This window comes from Methylobacterium sp. E-046 (genome assembly GCF_022829625.1).
GTDB lineage: Bacteria > Pseudomonadota > Alphaproteobacteria > Rhizobiales > Beijerinckiaceae > Methylobacterium > Methylobacterium longum.
Window position 1 is genome coordinate 1 of sequence record NZ_JAKSYP010000079.1, and the last position, 15,101, is coordinate 15,101.

Consider the following 15,101-nt stretch of genomic DNA (forward strand, 5'->3'; position numbering starts at 1 on the left):
CGTGCTGCCGGCACTGCTGATCCATTACTGCGGGCAGGGCGCCCTGATCATCGCCGAGCCCGACGCGATCGAGAACCCCTTCTACCGGCTCGCGCCCGACTGGGCGCATTACCCGCTGGTCGCGCTGGCCACGATGGCCACGATCATCGCCTCCCAGGCGATCATCTCGGGCGTCTTCTCGCTGACCCAGCAAGCGGTGCAGCTCGGCTTCCTCCCGGCGATGCGCATCGTGCAGACGGCGCGCGAGGAGCGCGGCCAGATCTACGTGCCGATGGTGAACTGGCTGCTCGCCGTCGCGACCCTGGCGGCGGTCGTCATGTTCGGCTCCTCCGACGCGCTGGCGGGCGCCTACGGCATCGCGGTGTCGATGCTCATGGGTATCACCACGCTGCTGGCCGCGCTGATCGCGCTGCGCTGGGGCTACAACCCGATCCTGGTCTGCGCGGTCAACGGCTTCTTCCTCGCCATCGACGCCGTCTTCCTCGCCGCCAACAGCGTGAAGCTCTTCGAAGGCGGCTGGTTTCCCCTCGTCCTCGCCGGGCTCGTCGCACTGATGATGCTGACGTGGAAGAAGGGCAACGAGCTGGTGGAGGAGGCCCGGGTCGCCCTGAGGCTCCCAGAGGATGTGTTCCTCTCCGGCCTTCAGCACCGCGACCTGCTGCGCCTGCCGGGAACGGCGGCCTTCCTGTCAGCGGCCGAGCACGGCATCCCGTTGCACCTCTCGCGTTTCGTCGCGCGCAACCACGCGCTGATGGAGCGCATCCTCATCATCACGGCGCTCTACGAGGAGACGCCGAGCGTGCCGAAGGAGGGGCGCGCCCACGTGACGATCCTGGCCCCGGACTTCTACCGGGTGATCCTCCGCTACGGCTTCATGGAGGAGGCCTCGATCCCCGAGGGACTCGCCTGCGCGGTCGAATCGCGCCACCTGCCGCCGCACGTGCTCGACGACATGACGGTGTTCGTCGGGCACGAGACGGTCATCTCGCGGAAGGACAAGCGCGGCATGGCGCCGTGGCGGGAGAACCTCTTCGCCTTCATGCAGCGTAACGCCGAGCGCACCGGCGCCTTCTTCGGCGTGCCGACCCGGCAGGTCGTCGAGGTCGGCACCGAGATCGAGATCTAGTCACCACCCGAGATCATCCAGCCGCGAGCCAAGTCGTCGGCTCAGCCCGTCACCGGCGCGACCGCGTCGTGGCGAGAGAAGGCGCGAATGGTCTCGTCAGCGCCGATGGATAGAGGGCCTGTCGTCTGCGGCATGACAGGCATCCGCAGAGCGCAGGACTCGGAAGATGTTGCCGGTGAGGTCACGACGACCACACGAAAACTTGAGGCGCTGCCGCCTAGCCTCACGGAACCGTCGCGTTTCGGCCTCGTTGCGACCCGACGCAGGCGCTGCGCCCCAGCAGCGACCGGATCGGAGGGACGAGATGAACAGAGATCATTTGGAGGGCGGCCTTCGCCATCTGCGCGGTCGCGCCAAGACCGCGGCCGGCGCCCTTCGCGGCCGCCCCGGTGACCAATTCGACGGCGCTTACGATCAGGCGGCCGGCGCAGCGCAATATGCCTACGGCGAGGCGCGCGACGCGGTCCGCGACTTGCGCGACGGCGGTGAGCACCTCGTGGAGGAGGTTCGCGCCCGGTTCCGACAGGCGAGCGACCGAAGCCAGGCTTTGGCCAACGAAGCCCTCGAGCGCGGCCAGCACTATCGTGAGCAGGCCGTCCGCCGCAGCCGCCACCTCGCGGCACGCGCCGCGGAGAACCGCGGAACGACGCTCGCCCTCGTGGCCGCCGTCGCCTTCGGTCTGGGCTGGCTGGCACGGCCGACGCGCTGACGGGGCGCGGTCTTTTCCTCAGGCGAGCGACCGGCGATCCGGCCGCCCGCCGACCGGAACGCATAAAGACATGTTTATGTCTTGATTGCTTCGTGGCCGGCGAAGTGGTACAGGCTCGCGCCGAACCCCAACGCGAACACGGAGCGGTCGACACATGGCCAAGGATTACATCGTCAAGGACATCGGGCTGGCCGATTATGGCCGCAAGGAGATCTCGATCGCCGAGACGGAGATGCCGGGCCTGATGGCGGTCCGCGAGGAGTACGGCGCGGCGCAGCCCCTCAAGGGCGCCAAGATAGCCGGCTCGCTCCACATGACGATCCAGACCGCCGTGCTGATCGAGACCCTCAAGTCGCTCGGCGCCGATATCCGCTGGGTCTCCTGCAACATCTACTCGACCCAGGATCACGCCGCCGCCGCCATCGCTGCCGCCGGCATCCCGGTCTTCGCCGTGAAGGGCGAGACCCTGGAGGAGTACTGGGACTACACCTCGCGCCTGTTCGATTGGCATGACGGCGGCATGCCGAACATGATCCTCGACGATGGCGGCGACGCGACCATGTTCGTCCATCTCGGCCTGCGCGCCGAGAACGGCGATACCGCCTTCCTCGACAAGCCCGGAAGCGAGGAGGAGGAGGTCTTCTTCGCGCTCCTGAAGCGGAAGCTCGCCGAGAAGCCGAAGGGCTGGTTCGCGGGCCTCGCCGACAGCATCAAGGGCGTCTCCGAGGAGACCACCACGGGCGTCCACCGCCTCTACGTGCTGGCCAAGGAGGGCAAGCTGCTCTTCCCGGCGATCAACGTGAACGACTCGGTCACGAAGTCGAAGTTCGACAACCTCTACGGCTGCAAGGAGTCGCTGGTCGACGGTATCCGCCGCGGCACCGACGTCATGATGGCCGGCAAGGTCGCCATGGTCGCGGGCTTCGGTGACGTGGGCAAGGGCTCGGCCGCATCGCTGCGCAACGCCGGCTGCCGCGTCCTCGTGTCGGAGATCGACCCGATCTGCGCGCTCCAGGCCGCCATGGAGGGCTACGAGGTCGTGACCATGGAGGATGCCGCCCCGCGCGCCGACATCTTCGTCACGGCCACCGGCAACAAGGACATCATCACCATCGAGCACATGCGGGCGATGAAGGACCGGGCCATCGTCTGCAACATCGGCCACTTCGACAACGAGATTCAGGTCGTCGGCCTGAAGAACCTCAAGTGGTCGAACATCAAGCCGCAGGTGGACGAGATCACCTTCGCGGACGGCCACCGCATCATCCTCCTGTCGGAGGGTCGCCTGGTGAACCTCGGCAACGCGACGGGTCACCCGTCCTTCGTGATGTCGGCCTCGTTCACCAACCAGACGCTGGCCCAGATCGAGCTCTGGTCCAACCCGGGCAAGTACCAGAAGCAGGTCTACACCCTGCCCAAGACCCTCGACGAGAAGGTCGCGGCCTTGCACCTGGAGAAGATCGGCGTGAAGCTCTCGAAGCTCCGGCCCGATCAGGCGGCCTATATCGGCGTGTCCGAGGCCGGTCCGTTCAAGCCCGAGCACTACCGCTACTGAGCGGCGTCGGCCCCGGATCGGAGGGCCGCGCGAGCGGCCGCCGGTCCGAGCTGGGGCCTGCAACCCACAGGCGATGAGAGGCCCGGCGCGCTGCGCCGGGCCTCTTCCTTTGTCAAGCCGTTCGGACGCCGCCGAACTGTGTCTTCTGTGTGTCGTTAACGGGCGATTGTGTGCCGTCGGCTTAAAGCCACGCTTCGTTCCCCTTCCGGCGCGATTCCGGCACACGTTAGAGTGCGGGCGAATCTTTGATCGATATGACCGCGGCGGTTCGGAAGAGCGCCGCGGGGACGAAGCGTTCGGCGCCGCGTAAAGACGCGCGCAGACCGCTTCGTCGTCGACGTACGGGGGCAGGGCAAGCCATGGGTGTCGGTCGTGCGACACACGTTCGGATCGGCGTCGGCGTGCTCACCCTGACCCTGGCGAGCGCGGCACTGGCCGAGCTGCCCCAGGCGACGGCTGCCCACCCCGCGCGGGAGATCCACAGCGTTGCGGCCTTCGCCATCTTCGGCGGTCTGGTCGTCTTCGCGGTGATCCTCTCGCTCCTCCACCTCTACGAGCGCGGGCGCTGGACCCGCCGCGAGCGCGAGCTCGCCGCAGCCCTCGACGTCCTGCGCGGCGCCCATGACCGCGCCGAGATGCTGCTCAACGCCGAGCGTCAGATCATCGTGACCTGGGATCGGCGCAGCGAGCCCGTCGTGGAGGGCGACGTCAGCCTCGCGATCCACGGCGAGCGACCGACATCCGGCTACGCGCGCCGCGTGCTGGCCTTCGGGACCTGGCTCGTCACCGCGGACGCCACGGCCGTCGAGGCCGCTGTCGATGCCCTGCGGGCGCGCGGCACGAGCTTCGCCCTGAGCCTCACCTCCCAGACCGGCCGCAACATCGAGGCCCACGGGCAGGCCGTGGCCGGGCGCGCCCTGCTGCGGCTGCGCGAGACCAGCCAGGAGCGCTGCGAGATCGCCGACCTGCGCGCCACCCTGGACGAGACCCGCCGAGGACTCTCGGCCCTGTCGGGGCTCCTCGACGCAATCCCGCAGCCGGTCTGGCGGCGCACGCGCGAGGGCGGCCTGAGCTGGGTCAACGCCGCCTACGTGGCTGCCGTGGAGGCCGACAGCCGCGAGGCCGCCCTGGCTTCCGGCCTGGAACTGTTCGACCGCCCCGCCCGCGAGACCATCGCCCGCGAGGAGGCGGCCCGCTCCGCCGGTCTGACCCGGAGCGTTCCGCGGCTCTCGGCGATCGTGGCCGGCAGCCGGCGCATGCTCGACGTGTTCGAGACCGGCCTGGACAGCGGCAAGGTCGGCATCGCGATCGATGTATCGGAACTTGAGAGCGTCCGGGCCGACCTCCAGCGGCAGATGAACGCCAACGTCCGCACCCTCGACCAGCTGCCGACCGCTGTGGCGATGTTCGACGTCTCGCAGCGGCTGATCTTCCACAACGCCGCCTATCGCCAGCTCTGGGACCTCGATCAGGCGTTCCTCGACGGCCGGCCCTCGGACGGCGAGATCCTCGATCACCTGCGGGCCGAGCGGAAGCTCGAGGAACATGCGGATTTCCGCGGCTGGAAGCACGGTGTTCTGGCCGCCTATCGCGCCGCCGAGGCCAATCAATCCTGGTGGTACCTTCCCGACGGACGGACGCTGCGCGTCGTCGCGGATCCGAACCCGCAGGGCGGCCTGACCTACCTGTTCGATGACGTCTCGGACCATCTGAACGCCGAATCCCGCTACAACGCCCTGCGCCGGCTCCAGGCCGAGACCCTCGACACCCTGGCCGAACCCGTCGCGGTCTTCGGAGCCGACGGTCGGCTGACCCTCGCCAATCGCGCCTTCTGCACCGTGTGGCGGCTCGATCCCGCCCTGGTCGAGGAACGGCCGCACGTGGATGTCGTCATCGCCGCCTGCCGGGCGCTGGCGCCGGCCGAGGAACCCTGGATCGATATCAGCGAGGCCGTCGTCGGCCTCGAGTCCCGCACCGCGCGGTCATGCCGGCTGGAGGTGGTGGACGGCACCGTGCTCGACTGCGCGGCGCAGCCGCTGCCCGAGGGCGCGACGCTCCTCACCCTGATCGACGTCACCGCCAGCGTGAACGTCGAGCGGGCGCTCACCGAGAAGAACGAGGCGCTGGAGAAGGCCGCGCAGCTGCGCGACACCTTCGTCCATCACGTCTCCTACGAGCTGCGCTCCCCGCTCACCAACATCATCGGCTTCACCCAACTCCTCGGCGACGAAACGGTGGGAGCACTCAACGAGCGGCAGCGCGAATATTCCGACCACATCATGCGCTCGTCGGCGGCGCTCCTGGTCATCATCAACGACATCCTCGATCTCGCCTCGATCGATGCCGGCTCGCTGGAGCTGCAGCGCGAGGAGGTCGATGTCCAGGCCACGATCGAGGCCGCAGTCCGCGGCATCGAGGACCGCCTGGCCGAGTCGAACATCACCCTGGCGCTCGACGTGCCGGAGGATATCGGCAGCGTCCACGCCGACGGGAAGCGGGTCCGCCAGATCCTGTTCAACCTGCTGTCCAATGCGGTCGGCTTCTCGGATGCCGGGCAGCGCGTCGAGGTCCAGGCCCGCCGGACCGTGCATGAGCTTCTCCTGAGCGTGCGCGATCACGGCCGCGGCATGCCGCCGGAGATCGCCGATTCGGTGTTCAACCGCTTCGAGAGCCACACCCTCGGGACGCGCCACCGGGGCGTCGGCCTCGGCCTGTCGATCGTGCGCTCCTTCGTCGAGCTGCATGGCGGCCGGGTTCATCTGGAAACGGAGCCGGGCAGCGGCACCTGCGTGACCTGCACCTTCCCGATCCACCACGCGGAGCGGACCCTCCCGCAGCCGAGCCCCGAACCCCGCCCGCCGGCATCCTCGACCGTATCGGCACCGCGCAAGCCCGGCGTGGCGCGGCACTGAGCGGGCTGGCGGTGCCGCGCGACCGTATCGGGGTCGCGGTGCTTGCACAGCACTGCGATCGTGAACGGTCCGCCGACCCCCGGGCTTGATTCTCGGACCGGTGCCACGCAGCAGGGGTCCATGTCCGCACATGATCGTTCCGGCTGGGCCGTCTTCGGCATCGGCGACTTCCGCCTGTTCGGCTCGGCCCGCTTTCTCACGGGCCTGGCGTATCAGATGCAGGCCGTGGCGATCGGCTGGTTTGTCTACGACCTGACCCATTCCGCCCTGGCGCTCGGCCTCGTGGGCCTCGCCGGCTTCCTGCCCGCGGTGCTCTGCGCGCTGATCACCGGTCATGTGGCGGATACCTACGACCGCCGCCTGGTCGGCGCCGCGGCCTTCGCGGTGCAGAGTGCGGCGAGCTTCGGCCTGCTCGCCTTCGCCCTGGCTGGCCCCCACGCCGTCTGGCCAATTTACGCGCTGGTCATCGCGGTCGGCACCGCCCGGGCCTTCGCCAACCCGGCCCTTCAGGCGCTGCTGCCGACCCTGGTGCCCGGGCCGCAATTCAGCTCGGCCATCGCGTGGAACGCCTCGCTCTGGCAGAGCGCCTCCGTGATGGGGCCGGCGCTCGGCGGCTTCCTGTACGCCCTGGGGCCGGCCGTGGTCTTCGGCGGGGCCGGGGCGAGCTTCGCCCTCGCGAGCCTCCTGACGGCCCTGATCCGCTACCGACCTGCGCCGGTGAGCGAGCGGCCGCCCATCACCTGGGCGGCGCTGTCGGCCGGGATCGACTACATCCGCTCGCAGCCGGTGGTGCTCGGCGCCATCAGCCTCGATCTGTTCACCGTCCTTCTGGGCGGCGCCACGGCCCTGCTGCCGATCTATGCCGGGGAGGTTCTGCATGTCGGCCCCCTCGGCCTCGGAGCGTTGCGGAGCATGCCGGCCTTCGGCGCCGTCGCCATGGCGGTCCTGCTCGCGAACCGGCCCCTGCGGCGGCATGCTGGCCTGCGCATGCTCCGGGCGGCCGTGGTGTTCGGCGCCGCCACAATCGTCTTCGGCCTCTCCACCTCCTTGCCGCTGTCGATGGCCTGCCTGTTCGTCACCGGCGCCGCCGACATGATCTCGGTCTACGTCCGCCAGACCTTCGTGCAGGGCGAGACGCCCGACGCCATGCGAGGCCGGGTCTCGGCGGTGAACACGGTGTTCATCGGGGCGTCCAACGAACTCGGCGAGTTCGAATCCGGACTCCTCGCCGCGGGGATCGGCGCGGTCCCGGCGGTCGTGGTCGGCGGCGCGGCGACGATCGGCGTGGCCCTGCTCTGGGGCCGGCTGTTCCCCGCCCTGAGGGCGCGCGATCGGCTGATGGTGCAGGGGTAAGAGCGCTCTTCACGCGGCGCGCCCATTCGGCGCGCAGGACGGATGATGCGGCGTCGCTCGGCTCCGTGGGAGGCGGAGATCGAGCCCCCTGAGCCTGCACGGGGCGGGCTCGGAATGGCTCGACGGGACCGTCCGACCCTTGCCCGTATCCCGCGGTGCGGGAGCGCGGCCGCGGCCTCGAAGGAAGCCTCCAGGGATCGCGCCGCCGGCTGGGAGGCCCCGCTGAGGCCCGCCGACTCGGGCGCCCCAGGTGGAGGATGCCGTCATCCATCCCCGCGACCGCAGCCGCGGACGATGGAGCTCCGCATGCCGATTCGACGCGGCGGACGCGCGGCACCCGTACCGCGCGACGCCCCGAGGCGGGCGCCGCAGCGGGATCATCCAACGGCGCCTTCGCGACGATCGGCCGGAGCCAGACGGGCGGGACGGACGCCCGGCGCCGCGACCGTCAGCGCCCCGCCAGAAGCGGCGACCACGTCGGGTCCGACGCGTAGGCGGGCGTCGGAACCGGCTGCTCCACCTTGCCGGTGATGTCGACCATGAAGAGCTTGCCGCCGCCCTGGCCGCCCGGATCGCGGAAGAACAGCACGTACTGGCCGTTCGGCGCGAAGGTCGGGCCCTCGTTGTGGAAGCCCTCGGTGAGGACGCGCTCGCCGGTCCCGTCGGGCTTCGACACGCAGATGGCGAAGCCGCCGTTGCGCTGGCGCGTATAGGCGATCAGGTCGCCGCGGGGTGAGAAGGCCGGCTGCGAGGCCGAGCCGCCGCCAAAGGTGATGCGGTGCGGGTTCGAGCCGTCCGCGCCCATCACGTAGACCTGCTGCGAGCCGCCGCGATCCGATTCGAAAGCGATCTGCGATCCGTCCGGCGAGTAGGTCGGCGAGGTGTCGATCGCCATCCCGTTGGTGATGGAGCGCTGCGCCTTCGAGGCGATGTCCATCGTCACGATGTCGGCGTTGCCGCCCTGCTGCACGCTCATCACGAGCTTGCGCCCGTCCGGCGAGAAGCGCGGGCTCGCACTCATCGAATCGACGTTGCCGAGCGCCTGGCGCGAGCCGGTCTCCAGATTGATGACCTGCACCCGCGGCTGGTGGCCGGAGGCCTGTGCCATGAAGGCGATGTCCTGCGTGGCCGGCGAGTAGCGCGGCGCCACGATCGACATCTCGCCGCTGGTGATCGCCCGGACGTTGGCGCCGTCCTGATCCATGACCATCAGGCGCTTGCGGCGGTTCTCCTTCGGGCCGGTCTCGTCCACGAAGGCGATGCGGCTGTCGAACCAGGGGCCGAGGCCGGTGATCTTGGTATAGACGGCGTCGGAGATCAGGTGGCCGGTGCGCCGGGCATTGGCGGCGTCGGTGCCGTATTGCTGGCCGGTCATCTGCTGGCCGGAGGTCACGTCCCAGAGCCGGAACTCCACCTTAAGCCGCCCGCTGTCGCGGACGACGCGGCCGGTGACGAGACCCTGGACGCCGGTGGCGCGCCACTTCTCGAAATTCGGGGCCGCGTCGAAGTTCGGCTGCTCCGGAAAGCGGCCGTGGTCGAGGGGCGTGAAGTAGCCGGAGCGGCGCAGGTTGTTGGTGACCACGCCGGCGACGAGACCGCCGAGGCTCGGATCGCCGCCGAAATCCGCGATGGCGATCGGCATCGGCTGGAAGTTGCCGCCGCCGATGCGCAGCTGCAGCTGCGCCTGGGCCGGCACGGTCAGGAAGGCCGTGAGGAGGGCGAACAGCGCGACGAGGCGCGCCGACAGGGACGTCGGGCGGCGCCCGACGGAGGAGACGTTCTGCATAGTTCAGATCCGAGTGACGATCAGACGGGTCGGCGGCCGAGGGCGGAGAGGCTGAGGGCAGTGCCTCAGGTCGCCGTGAACTCGAACTCCGCGTTGATGGCCTTCCAGTCGTTGTAATACGGCGCGTAGGTGGCCGGTATGTTGTACGGCGCACAGCGGCGGACCGCCCGGAGCGCGGCCTGCGCGATCGATTGGTCCACCGTGCTCGACCCGCCGCGCATGATCCGCGGCTCCGTGCTGAGCGAACCGTTCGGGTTCAGGCGGATGTCCAGCACCGGCAGGACCACGCCCTGCGCCGCTCCGGGAGGTGCCGAGTAGCAGCGCTCGATCTGCTGCTGGAGCAGCCCCACGAGGGCGTCACGCAGCGACGGCGACAGACGCTGCGCGTTGCCGGTCACGGCACCCAGCGCCGCCACCTTCTGAACCGCGTGGCCAGTAGCGCCGGTGGATTGCGAGGGCGCCTTCGAGGCCAGCATCGAGCGGATATCGCCGGCATTGAACTTGTCGGCGAGTTCCGCCTGCTTGCGCGCCTTCGCTTCGCCGTCGGCCTTCGCCTTCGCGTCTGCCACCGCCTTGGCCTTCGCCTTCGCGGCGGCCTCGGCCTTCGCGGCCGCGTCGGCCTTGGCGGCGGCGTCGGCCTTGGCAGCGGCCTCGGCTTTGGCCTTCGCGGCAGCCTCGGCCTTCGCCTCGGCGATTTCCTTCTGCCGCTCGGCTTCCGCCTCAGCCTTGGCCTTCGCATCGGCGGCCTTCTTGGCCGCTTCCTTGGCCGCTTCCTTGGCGGCCTCGGCCTTGGCCTTCGCGGCAGCCTTCTGGGCGGCCTCGGCCTCGGCTTCCTGCTTCTCGATCAGCTTCTCAAGTTGCTCGCGCTTCTCGGCCTCGGCCTTGGCGGCGGTCGCTTCGGCCTTCGCCTTCGCTTCGGCCTTGGCCGCCTTCTCGGCCGCAGCCTTGTCGGCAGCCGCCTTGGCGGCTTTCTCCGCGGCCTTCTCTGCAGCTTTCTCAGCCGCCCTCTCTGCAGCTTTCTCAGCCGCCTTCTCGGCGTCGCGCTTCTCCTGCGCCGCCTTGGCGGCTTTGGCCGTCTCCAACGGATCCGGCTCGCTGCGCAGAGGCATCTCCTCCGCGTTGGCGAGCTTCATCTCGGCCGTCCGGGTGGGCGCGGTGGGCGCGTCGGTCTTGGCGTTCTCGGGTTCGCGATCCTCGACCTTCTCGGCCTGACGGTCGGCCCGCGGCTGCGCGTTCGGCATCGGCTTGTCGGCCTGCCGCTCGCCCTTCGTTATCTCGGAGAACTGGTTCTCGGTGATCACCTCCACGGGCACGCCTTCCTGCGCCTCGGGCAGCGCCGGCGCCGCGACGCTGAACAGCGCCAGCGCGAGAAGCGTGACGTGGGTTCCGGCGGAGATCCAGACACCCGGTTCCTTGCGGTCGAAGCGGAACTCCACAGGGGGACCCTTACTGATGCTCGGGCTCGGTGACGAGCGCCACCTTCTTGAAGCCGCCGCCGGTCACGATCGCCATCACCTGCGCCACGCGACCGTAATCGACCCGCTTGTCCCCACGCACGAAGACGCGCTCCTCGATTCCGGTCTTGGCGGTCTCGGTCAGCTTGGGGATGATCATCTCGTCGGTGAGTTCGTCTTCGCCCAGGAAGACCTGCCCGGTCTGGCGGATCGACAGGGTGACCGGCTTCACGTCGGAATTGAGGGGCGAAGCCTTCGATTGCGGCAGGTCGAGGGGGACGCCCACCGTCATCATCGGGGCCGCCACCATGAAGATGATCAGGAGCACCAGCACGACGTCGATGAACGGCGTCATGTTGATCTCGTTGATCGGACCGCCGCGACGGCTCCGGCGCCGATGGCGCTTGCCGCCCTGCGATGCGCCCGCTGCCATACCCATGGATCGGTCTCCTCTGGATCAGACTCAGGCGGCGAGCGGAAGGCGCTCGTCGATCTGGCGGGAGAGGATGGCCGAGAACTCGTCGGCGAAGCCCTCCAGCCGCGACTGCGCCTTGGTCACCTCGGCCTGGAGCTTGTTGTAGGCGAGCACCGCCGGGATGGCGGCGAACAGGCCGATGGCGGTGGCGAACAGGGCCTCGGCGATGCCCGGGGCGACGACGGCGAGCGAGGTGTTCTTGGAGGCCGCGATCGACGTGAAGGCGGTCATGATGCCCCAGACGGTGCCGAACAGGCCGATATACGGACCGGCCGAGCCGATCGAGGCGAGGAACAGGAGGCGCGATTCCAGCCGCTCGACTTCGCGGTGGATGGTGACGTCGAGCTGCTTCTCGATGCGCTGCGACAGCGACTGGATCTGCCGGCCCGAGCCCTCGAAGGAGCGCTTCCACTCCCGCATGGCGGCGACGAACACCGCGGCGAGGCCGGTCGCCGGCCGATCATTGAACGAGCGGAACAGTTCCTCCAGGGAACGGCCCGACCAGAACGCGTCCTCGAACGCATCCATCTCGGCCTTGGTCCGGCGGAACAGCAGCGTCTTGTCGACGATGATCGACCAGCACCAGATCGAGGCGCTGAGCAGCCCGACCATGACGATCTTGACGACGAAGTGGGCCTGCAGGAACAGGCCGAGCAGCGTCATGTCGGCGACAGGCGCGGCCTGCATCGCGTCGGCTGGGTTCATCCGTCGAGATCTCCTGCTCCGGATCGCGATGCGCCGGGCGGGGCCCGCGTCCGCCGGATCCGTGAGCGATATCAACGCTGTCGCCCGCGAATCTGTCGAAAGTAAGGGCCGCCGGCAGCCCCCACGCCCGCCGCTCCATGGACACCGTTAGGGCCGCGGCAGGGTTAAGGATCGGTTTCGATCCGGGCGATCCTGAGGCATTCGGCGCTCCGGACGTCCCAACCGGGCTGGACCTGCCGAAACCGCGACCCTTATGGTCGGGACTGCGGCGTCGAGTCGCGAACCTCACGTGACCTGTACAGGACGCGCATGCCACTTCCCGTTCCCAGTCTTCAGGAACTCCTCCCCACCGGTCCGGCCCGGTACCTCGGCTGGTCCGTGATCGCCGACCCGGCACTTGCCGGCGCCCTGGCCCGGGCGGGCTTCGACGCCGTACTGCTGGACCAGCAGCATGGCGGCTACGACTACCGGTCCTGCTGTGCGGCGATCACCGAGGTCGCGCTGGCCGGCAAGGCCGCCCTGGTGCGGGTGCCGGTCGGCGACGTCGCCATGGTCTCGCGGATGCTGGATGCGGGCGCGGCCGGGATCGTGGCGCCCATGATCAACACCGTCGCGCAAGCGCAGGCGCTTGCCGACGCCGCGAAATTCCCCCCCGTGGGACAGCGAAGCTGGGGCCCGGATCGCGCCATGCTGCTGTCCGGCCTTCGGGACGGGTCGGAATACCTCGTGGCCGGAAACTCCCGGGCGCTGACCATTGCCATGTGCGAGACCGCGGAATCGATCGCCGCGCTGGAGCAGATTCTGGCGGTGCCGGGGATCGACGGGGTGCTGGTCGGGCCAGCCGACTTGTCGATCGCCTTGTCGAAGGGCACGGCCATCGACCCGCTCGGCTCGGCCGTCACGGCGGCGCTCGGCGAGATTGTCCGCAAGACCCTGGCGGCAGGCAAGCTGCCCTGCGCGTTCGCGCCGTCTCCGGCGCGGGCCCGGGAGATGGTGGCAATGGGCTTCCAGCTCGTGTCGATCGAATACGATGCGATGACGATCGCCCACGCCTTCGCCAAGCTCCTGCGCGAGGTTGACCCGTCGCGGGCGGGCTGAGCGCTTACCCGGCTTCCGTCGGAGCCAGGCGCCGCCTCAGGGCGTCCGGCAGGCGCACCGCGCGGCCGTCCCGCACGCAGGCGACCGTGACCTCGGCGGCGACCAGGCACGCGTCGCCGCGGCGAACCTCCTGGGACAGCTGCATCGACGCGCCCCGCAGGACGCGCGTCCGGGTGACGATCGTGAGCAGGTCATCCATCAGGGCCGGACGCAGGAAATCGAGGCTCATCCGGCGCACGACGAAGACGAGACCGCGCGCCGCGCGGTGCAGCTCCGACTGGTCGCCGGCGAGATCGCGGAGAAGTTCGGTGCGGCCGCGTTCCAGGAACCGCAGATAGCTCGCGTGGTAGACGAAGCCTGAGAAGTCGGTGTCCTCGTAATAGACGCGCACGCTCAAGCGATGGCCGAATCCGCCATCCGCTGGTATCGCGATCCCCGGCTCGGTCATGCTCATGGGCCTCCATAGCATCGTCGCGACAGATGGCTGTCGTCTTTACACGACGACGCGCGCGGGCCGGGCCGCAGTGTCAGGATCCCGATGGTCCCGGGCGAACGCCCCCTGGGATCCATGACGGTCCGCGCAAAACGAAGAGGGCCGCCCCCGGGGGGACGGCCCTCTCGCGCGTGTCAGCGGATGTCGAGATCAGCCGCCGATGCGGGCCGCCAAGCTCGCCGAGTGGGCGTGCTCGTCGGCGATGTAAGGCAGGGCCTCGGTGGCGAACTTGCGGCCCGTCGCGTTGTCGCCGGACTTCGCGTAGCTGTCGTAGAGTGCCAGGGTGCGGGCATCGGAGCGCGCCTGCTGGTCTACGTAGGTGCGGTCGAAGGCGCGGCCGTTGGGAGCGGACTGGAGCTGGGCCAAACGCGCCTGACCGCGCTCGCCGAGGGCCACGCGACGGCCGGGCTCGGCCGGGCTGTTGTCGACGATGCCCACCGCGCCGAGGGCGCCGCCGACGATGGTGGTGCCGATGTTCGCGGCGACCGTCACCGGGGCAAGGACGAGACCGATCGGGTTGCTGAGGTCGGTGCGGATGCCCTGGTTATCCGAGACCACCGAGCCGTTGCGCGACAGGGAGGTGTTCGGCGGCAGCAGTGCCTCGGTGGTCGCCTTGCGCTCGACCAGGACCCGGTTGGCATAATTGCGCACCTTCGGGTTGCGCGACCGCTGAAGGGCGATGCGGCTCGCCTCGATGCTGGCCGCGTCCGAGCGCAGCGCCTCGGCGCGGAAGGCCGGGGTCTGGGTCGCGGCCGCACCGACATCGTCCTGGTTCGCGAAGGGCAGGATCCGGATCGGCAGCGCGTCCTGCGCGAAGGCCGGGGCCGAGATCGCAGCAGCGGTGAGGCCGAGGACGGCCAGCGTGATTCTCTTCATGGCAGTGATGTTTCCTGACGTTGTTCTTGATGGCTCAAAGACCAGCCGCAGACCGAGGGGCAGGACCTCGAAGGCGGAAGCCTCGCCAGCGCCAACACAGACTTGGCGCGGTCGCCTCCACAACGGACCGTTTTTCCCGCTGTTCCACTGACCGAGCCGATTTTTCATCGCCGGAAGCTTTGCCGCCTCCGGCCAAAGCTTGACTGTATTGTCCGGCGGTCGATGGCGAAAACCGCTCCCGCTACAGCACCTTACGATTGATGCGGCGCACAAGAACCCGGCTGCGGGTCGGACGGCCCGCGCCCACGGGCCATGACGCAGGCGGAAGGCTGGCCTGAGGTTCGCGCATGTGGGCGCGTCGCGCGGTTCAATCCGGCGAACCGTCGAAGAAGCCGGATTGCCCGTTCGTCTCACGCCGGGGCTGCGCGATTCCGAGGTGCTGGTAGGCGTGTCGGGTGAGGATGCGGCCCCGGGGGGTGCGCTGCACGAAGCCGCGCTGGATCAGGTAGGGCTCGATGATGTCCTCGATGGCGTCGCGCGGCTCCGACAGCGCCGCCCC

Annotated in this window: 13 protein-coding genes; 6 read left to right on the top strand and 7 right to left on the bottom strand. The window is 69.4% G+C overall.

Going from position 1 to position 15,101, the window contains the following annotated elements:
- The 5 genes from MKK82_RS06135 to MKK82_RS06155 form a co-directional block, all read left to right on the top strand.
- Window positions 1-1,126, top strand: a 1,126-nt coding sequence (locus tag MKK82_RS06135) for a KUP/HAK/KT family potassium transporter (RefSeq protein ID WP_243984914.1), incomplete at its 5' end; no start/stop codon positions are given.
- Window positions 1,127-1,430: 304 nt separating this feature from the next.
- A complete protein-coding gene (locus MKK82_RS06140; RefSeq protein WP_238293792.1) occupies window positions 1,431-1,835 on the top strand; it encodes a CsbD family protein in 405 nt (134 codons plus the stop codon).
- A gap of 154 nt (window positions 1,836-1,989) precedes the next feature.
- Window positions 1,990-3,390, top strand: a complete 1,401-nt coding sequence (gene ahcY / locus MKK82_RS06145) for an adenosylhomocysteinase (RefSeq protein WP_238293794.1) — start codon at window positions 1,990-1,992, stop codon at window positions 3,388-3,390.
- A 359-nt stretch (window positions 3,391-3,749) separates the two neighbouring features.
- Entirely contained in the window at window positions 3,750-6,302 is a 2,553-nt protein-coding gene (locus MKK82_RS06150) for a sensor histidine kinase (RefSeq protein ID WP_238293796.1), read from the top strand.
- A gap of 120 nt (window positions 6,303-6,422) precedes the next feature.
- Window positions 6,423-7,655 (top strand): MFS transporter, encoded by a 1,233-nt coding sequence (locus MKK82_RS06155; RefSeq protein ID WP_238293797.1) that lies wholly within the window; start codon window positions 6,423-6,425, stop codon window positions 7,653-7,655.
- Window positions 7,656-8,103: 448 nt separating this feature from the next.
- Here the strand turns inward: MKK82_RS06155 and tolB are convergent, their stop codons facing one another.
- From tolB to tolQ, 4 genes are all read right to left on the bottom strand, one after another.
- Window positions 8,104-9,441: a Tol-Pal system beta propeller repeat protein TolB gene (gene tolB, locus MKK82_RS06160; RefSeq protein ID WP_238293799.1), complete on the bottom strand. Its 1,338-nt coding sequence runs from the start codon at window positions 9,439-9,441 to the stop codon at window positions 8,104-8,106.
- A 65-nt stretch (window positions 9,442-9,506) separates the two neighbouring features.
- Window positions 9,507-10,877 carry a cell envelope integrity protein TolA gene (tolA, locus tag MKK82_RS06165; protein WP_243984916.1) on the bottom strand — a complete coding sequence of 457 codons (1,371 nt, stop codon included), beginning with the start codon at window positions 10,875-10,877 and terminating at the stop codon, window positions 9,507-9,509.
- 10 nt (window positions 10,878-10,887) lie between these two features.
- Window positions 10,888-11,334, bottom strand: a complete 447-nt coding sequence (locus MKK82_RS06170) for an ExbD/TolR family protein (RefSeq protein ID WP_243984918.1) — start codon at window positions 11,332-11,334, stop codon at window positions 10,888-10,890.
- A 24-nt stretch (window positions 11,335-11,358) separates the two neighbouring features.
- Window positions 11,359-12,075, bottom strand: coding sequence for a protein TolQ (tolQ, locus tag MKK82_RS06175; RefSeq protein WP_192708643.1), 717 nt, complete (start codon window positions 12,073-12,075; stop codon window positions 11,359-11,361).
- Window positions 12,076-12,384: 309 nt separating this feature from the next.
- Here tolQ and MKK82_RS06180 point away from each other — a divergent pair, with 309 nt between their 5' ends.
- Window positions 12,385-13,173 carry an HpcH/HpaI aldolase family protein gene (locus tag MKK82_RS06180; RefSeq protein WP_238293805.1) on the top strand — a complete coding sequence of 263 codons (789 nt, stop codon included), beginning with the start codon at window positions 12,385-12,387 and terminating at the stop codon, window positions 13,171-13,173.
- 4 nt (window positions 13,174-13,177) lie between these two features.
- On the opposite strand, the gene ybgC is transcribed toward MKK82_RS06180, so the two are convergent.
- From ybgC to MKK82_RS06195, 3 genes are all read right to left on the bottom strand, one after another.
- Entirely contained in the window at window positions 13,178-13,627 is a 450-nt protein-coding gene (ybgC, locus tag MKK82_RS06185) for a tol-pal system-associated acyl-CoA thioesterase (RefSeq protein WP_238293807.1), read from the bottom strand.
- A gap of 189 nt (window positions 13,628-13,816) precedes the next feature.
- A complete protein-coding gene (locus MKK82_RS06190; RefSeq protein ID WP_238293809.1) occupies window positions 13,817-14,542 on the bottom strand; it encodes a DUF4142 domain-containing protein in 726 nt (241 codons plus the stop codon).
- A gap of 367 nt (window positions 14,543-14,909) precedes the next feature.
- Window positions 14,910-15,101: Holliday junction DNA helicase RuvB C-terminal domain-containing protein (locus tag MKK82_RS06195; protein ID WP_279602828.1), on the bottom strand; the 192-nt coding region annotated here is incomplete at its 5' end.

Excerpts from the sequence above, each read along its gene's own strand:
- MKK82_RS06140 (WP_238293792.1), top strand. The coding sequence starts at position 1,431 with ATGAACAGAGATCATTTGGAGGGCGGCCTTCGCCATCTGCGCGGTCGC.
- ahcY (WP_238293794.1), top strand. The coding sequence starts at position 1,990 with ATGGCCAAGGATTACATCGTCAAGGACATCGGGCTGGCCGATTATGGC.
- MKK82_RS06150 (WP_238293796.1), top strand. The coding sequence starts at position 3,750 with ATGGGTGTCGGTCGTGCGACACACGTTCGGATCGGCGTCGGCGTGCTC.
- MKK82_RS06155 (WP_238293797.1), top strand. The coding sequence starts at position 6,423 with ATGTCCGCACATGATCGTTCCGGCTGGGCCGTCTTCGGCATCGGCGAC.
- tolB (WP_238293799.1), bottom strand. The coding sequence starts at position 9,441 with ATGCAGAACGTCTCCTCCGTCGGGCGCCGCCCGACGTCCCTGTCGGCG.
- MKK82_RS06170 (WP_243984918.1), bottom strand. The coding sequence starts at position 11,334 with ATGGGTATGGCAGCGGGCGCATCGCAGGGCGGCAAGCGCCATCGGCGC.
- tolQ (WP_192708643.1), bottom strand. The coding sequence starts at position 12,075 with ATGAACCCAGCCGACGCGATGCAGGCCGCGCCTGTCGCCGACATGACG.
- MKK82_RS06180 (WP_238293805.1), top strand. The coding sequence starts at position 12,385 with ATGCCACTTCCCGTTCCCAGTCTTCAGGAACTCCTCCCCACCGGTCCG.
- ybgC (WP_238293807.1), bottom strand. The coding sequence starts at position 13,627 with ATGAGCATGACCGAGCCGGGGATCGCGATACCAGCGGATGGCGGATTC.
- MKK82_RS06190 (WP_238293809.1), bottom strand. The coding sequence starts at position 14,542 with ATGAAGAGAATCACGCTGGCCGTCCTCGGCCTCACCGCTGCTGCGATC.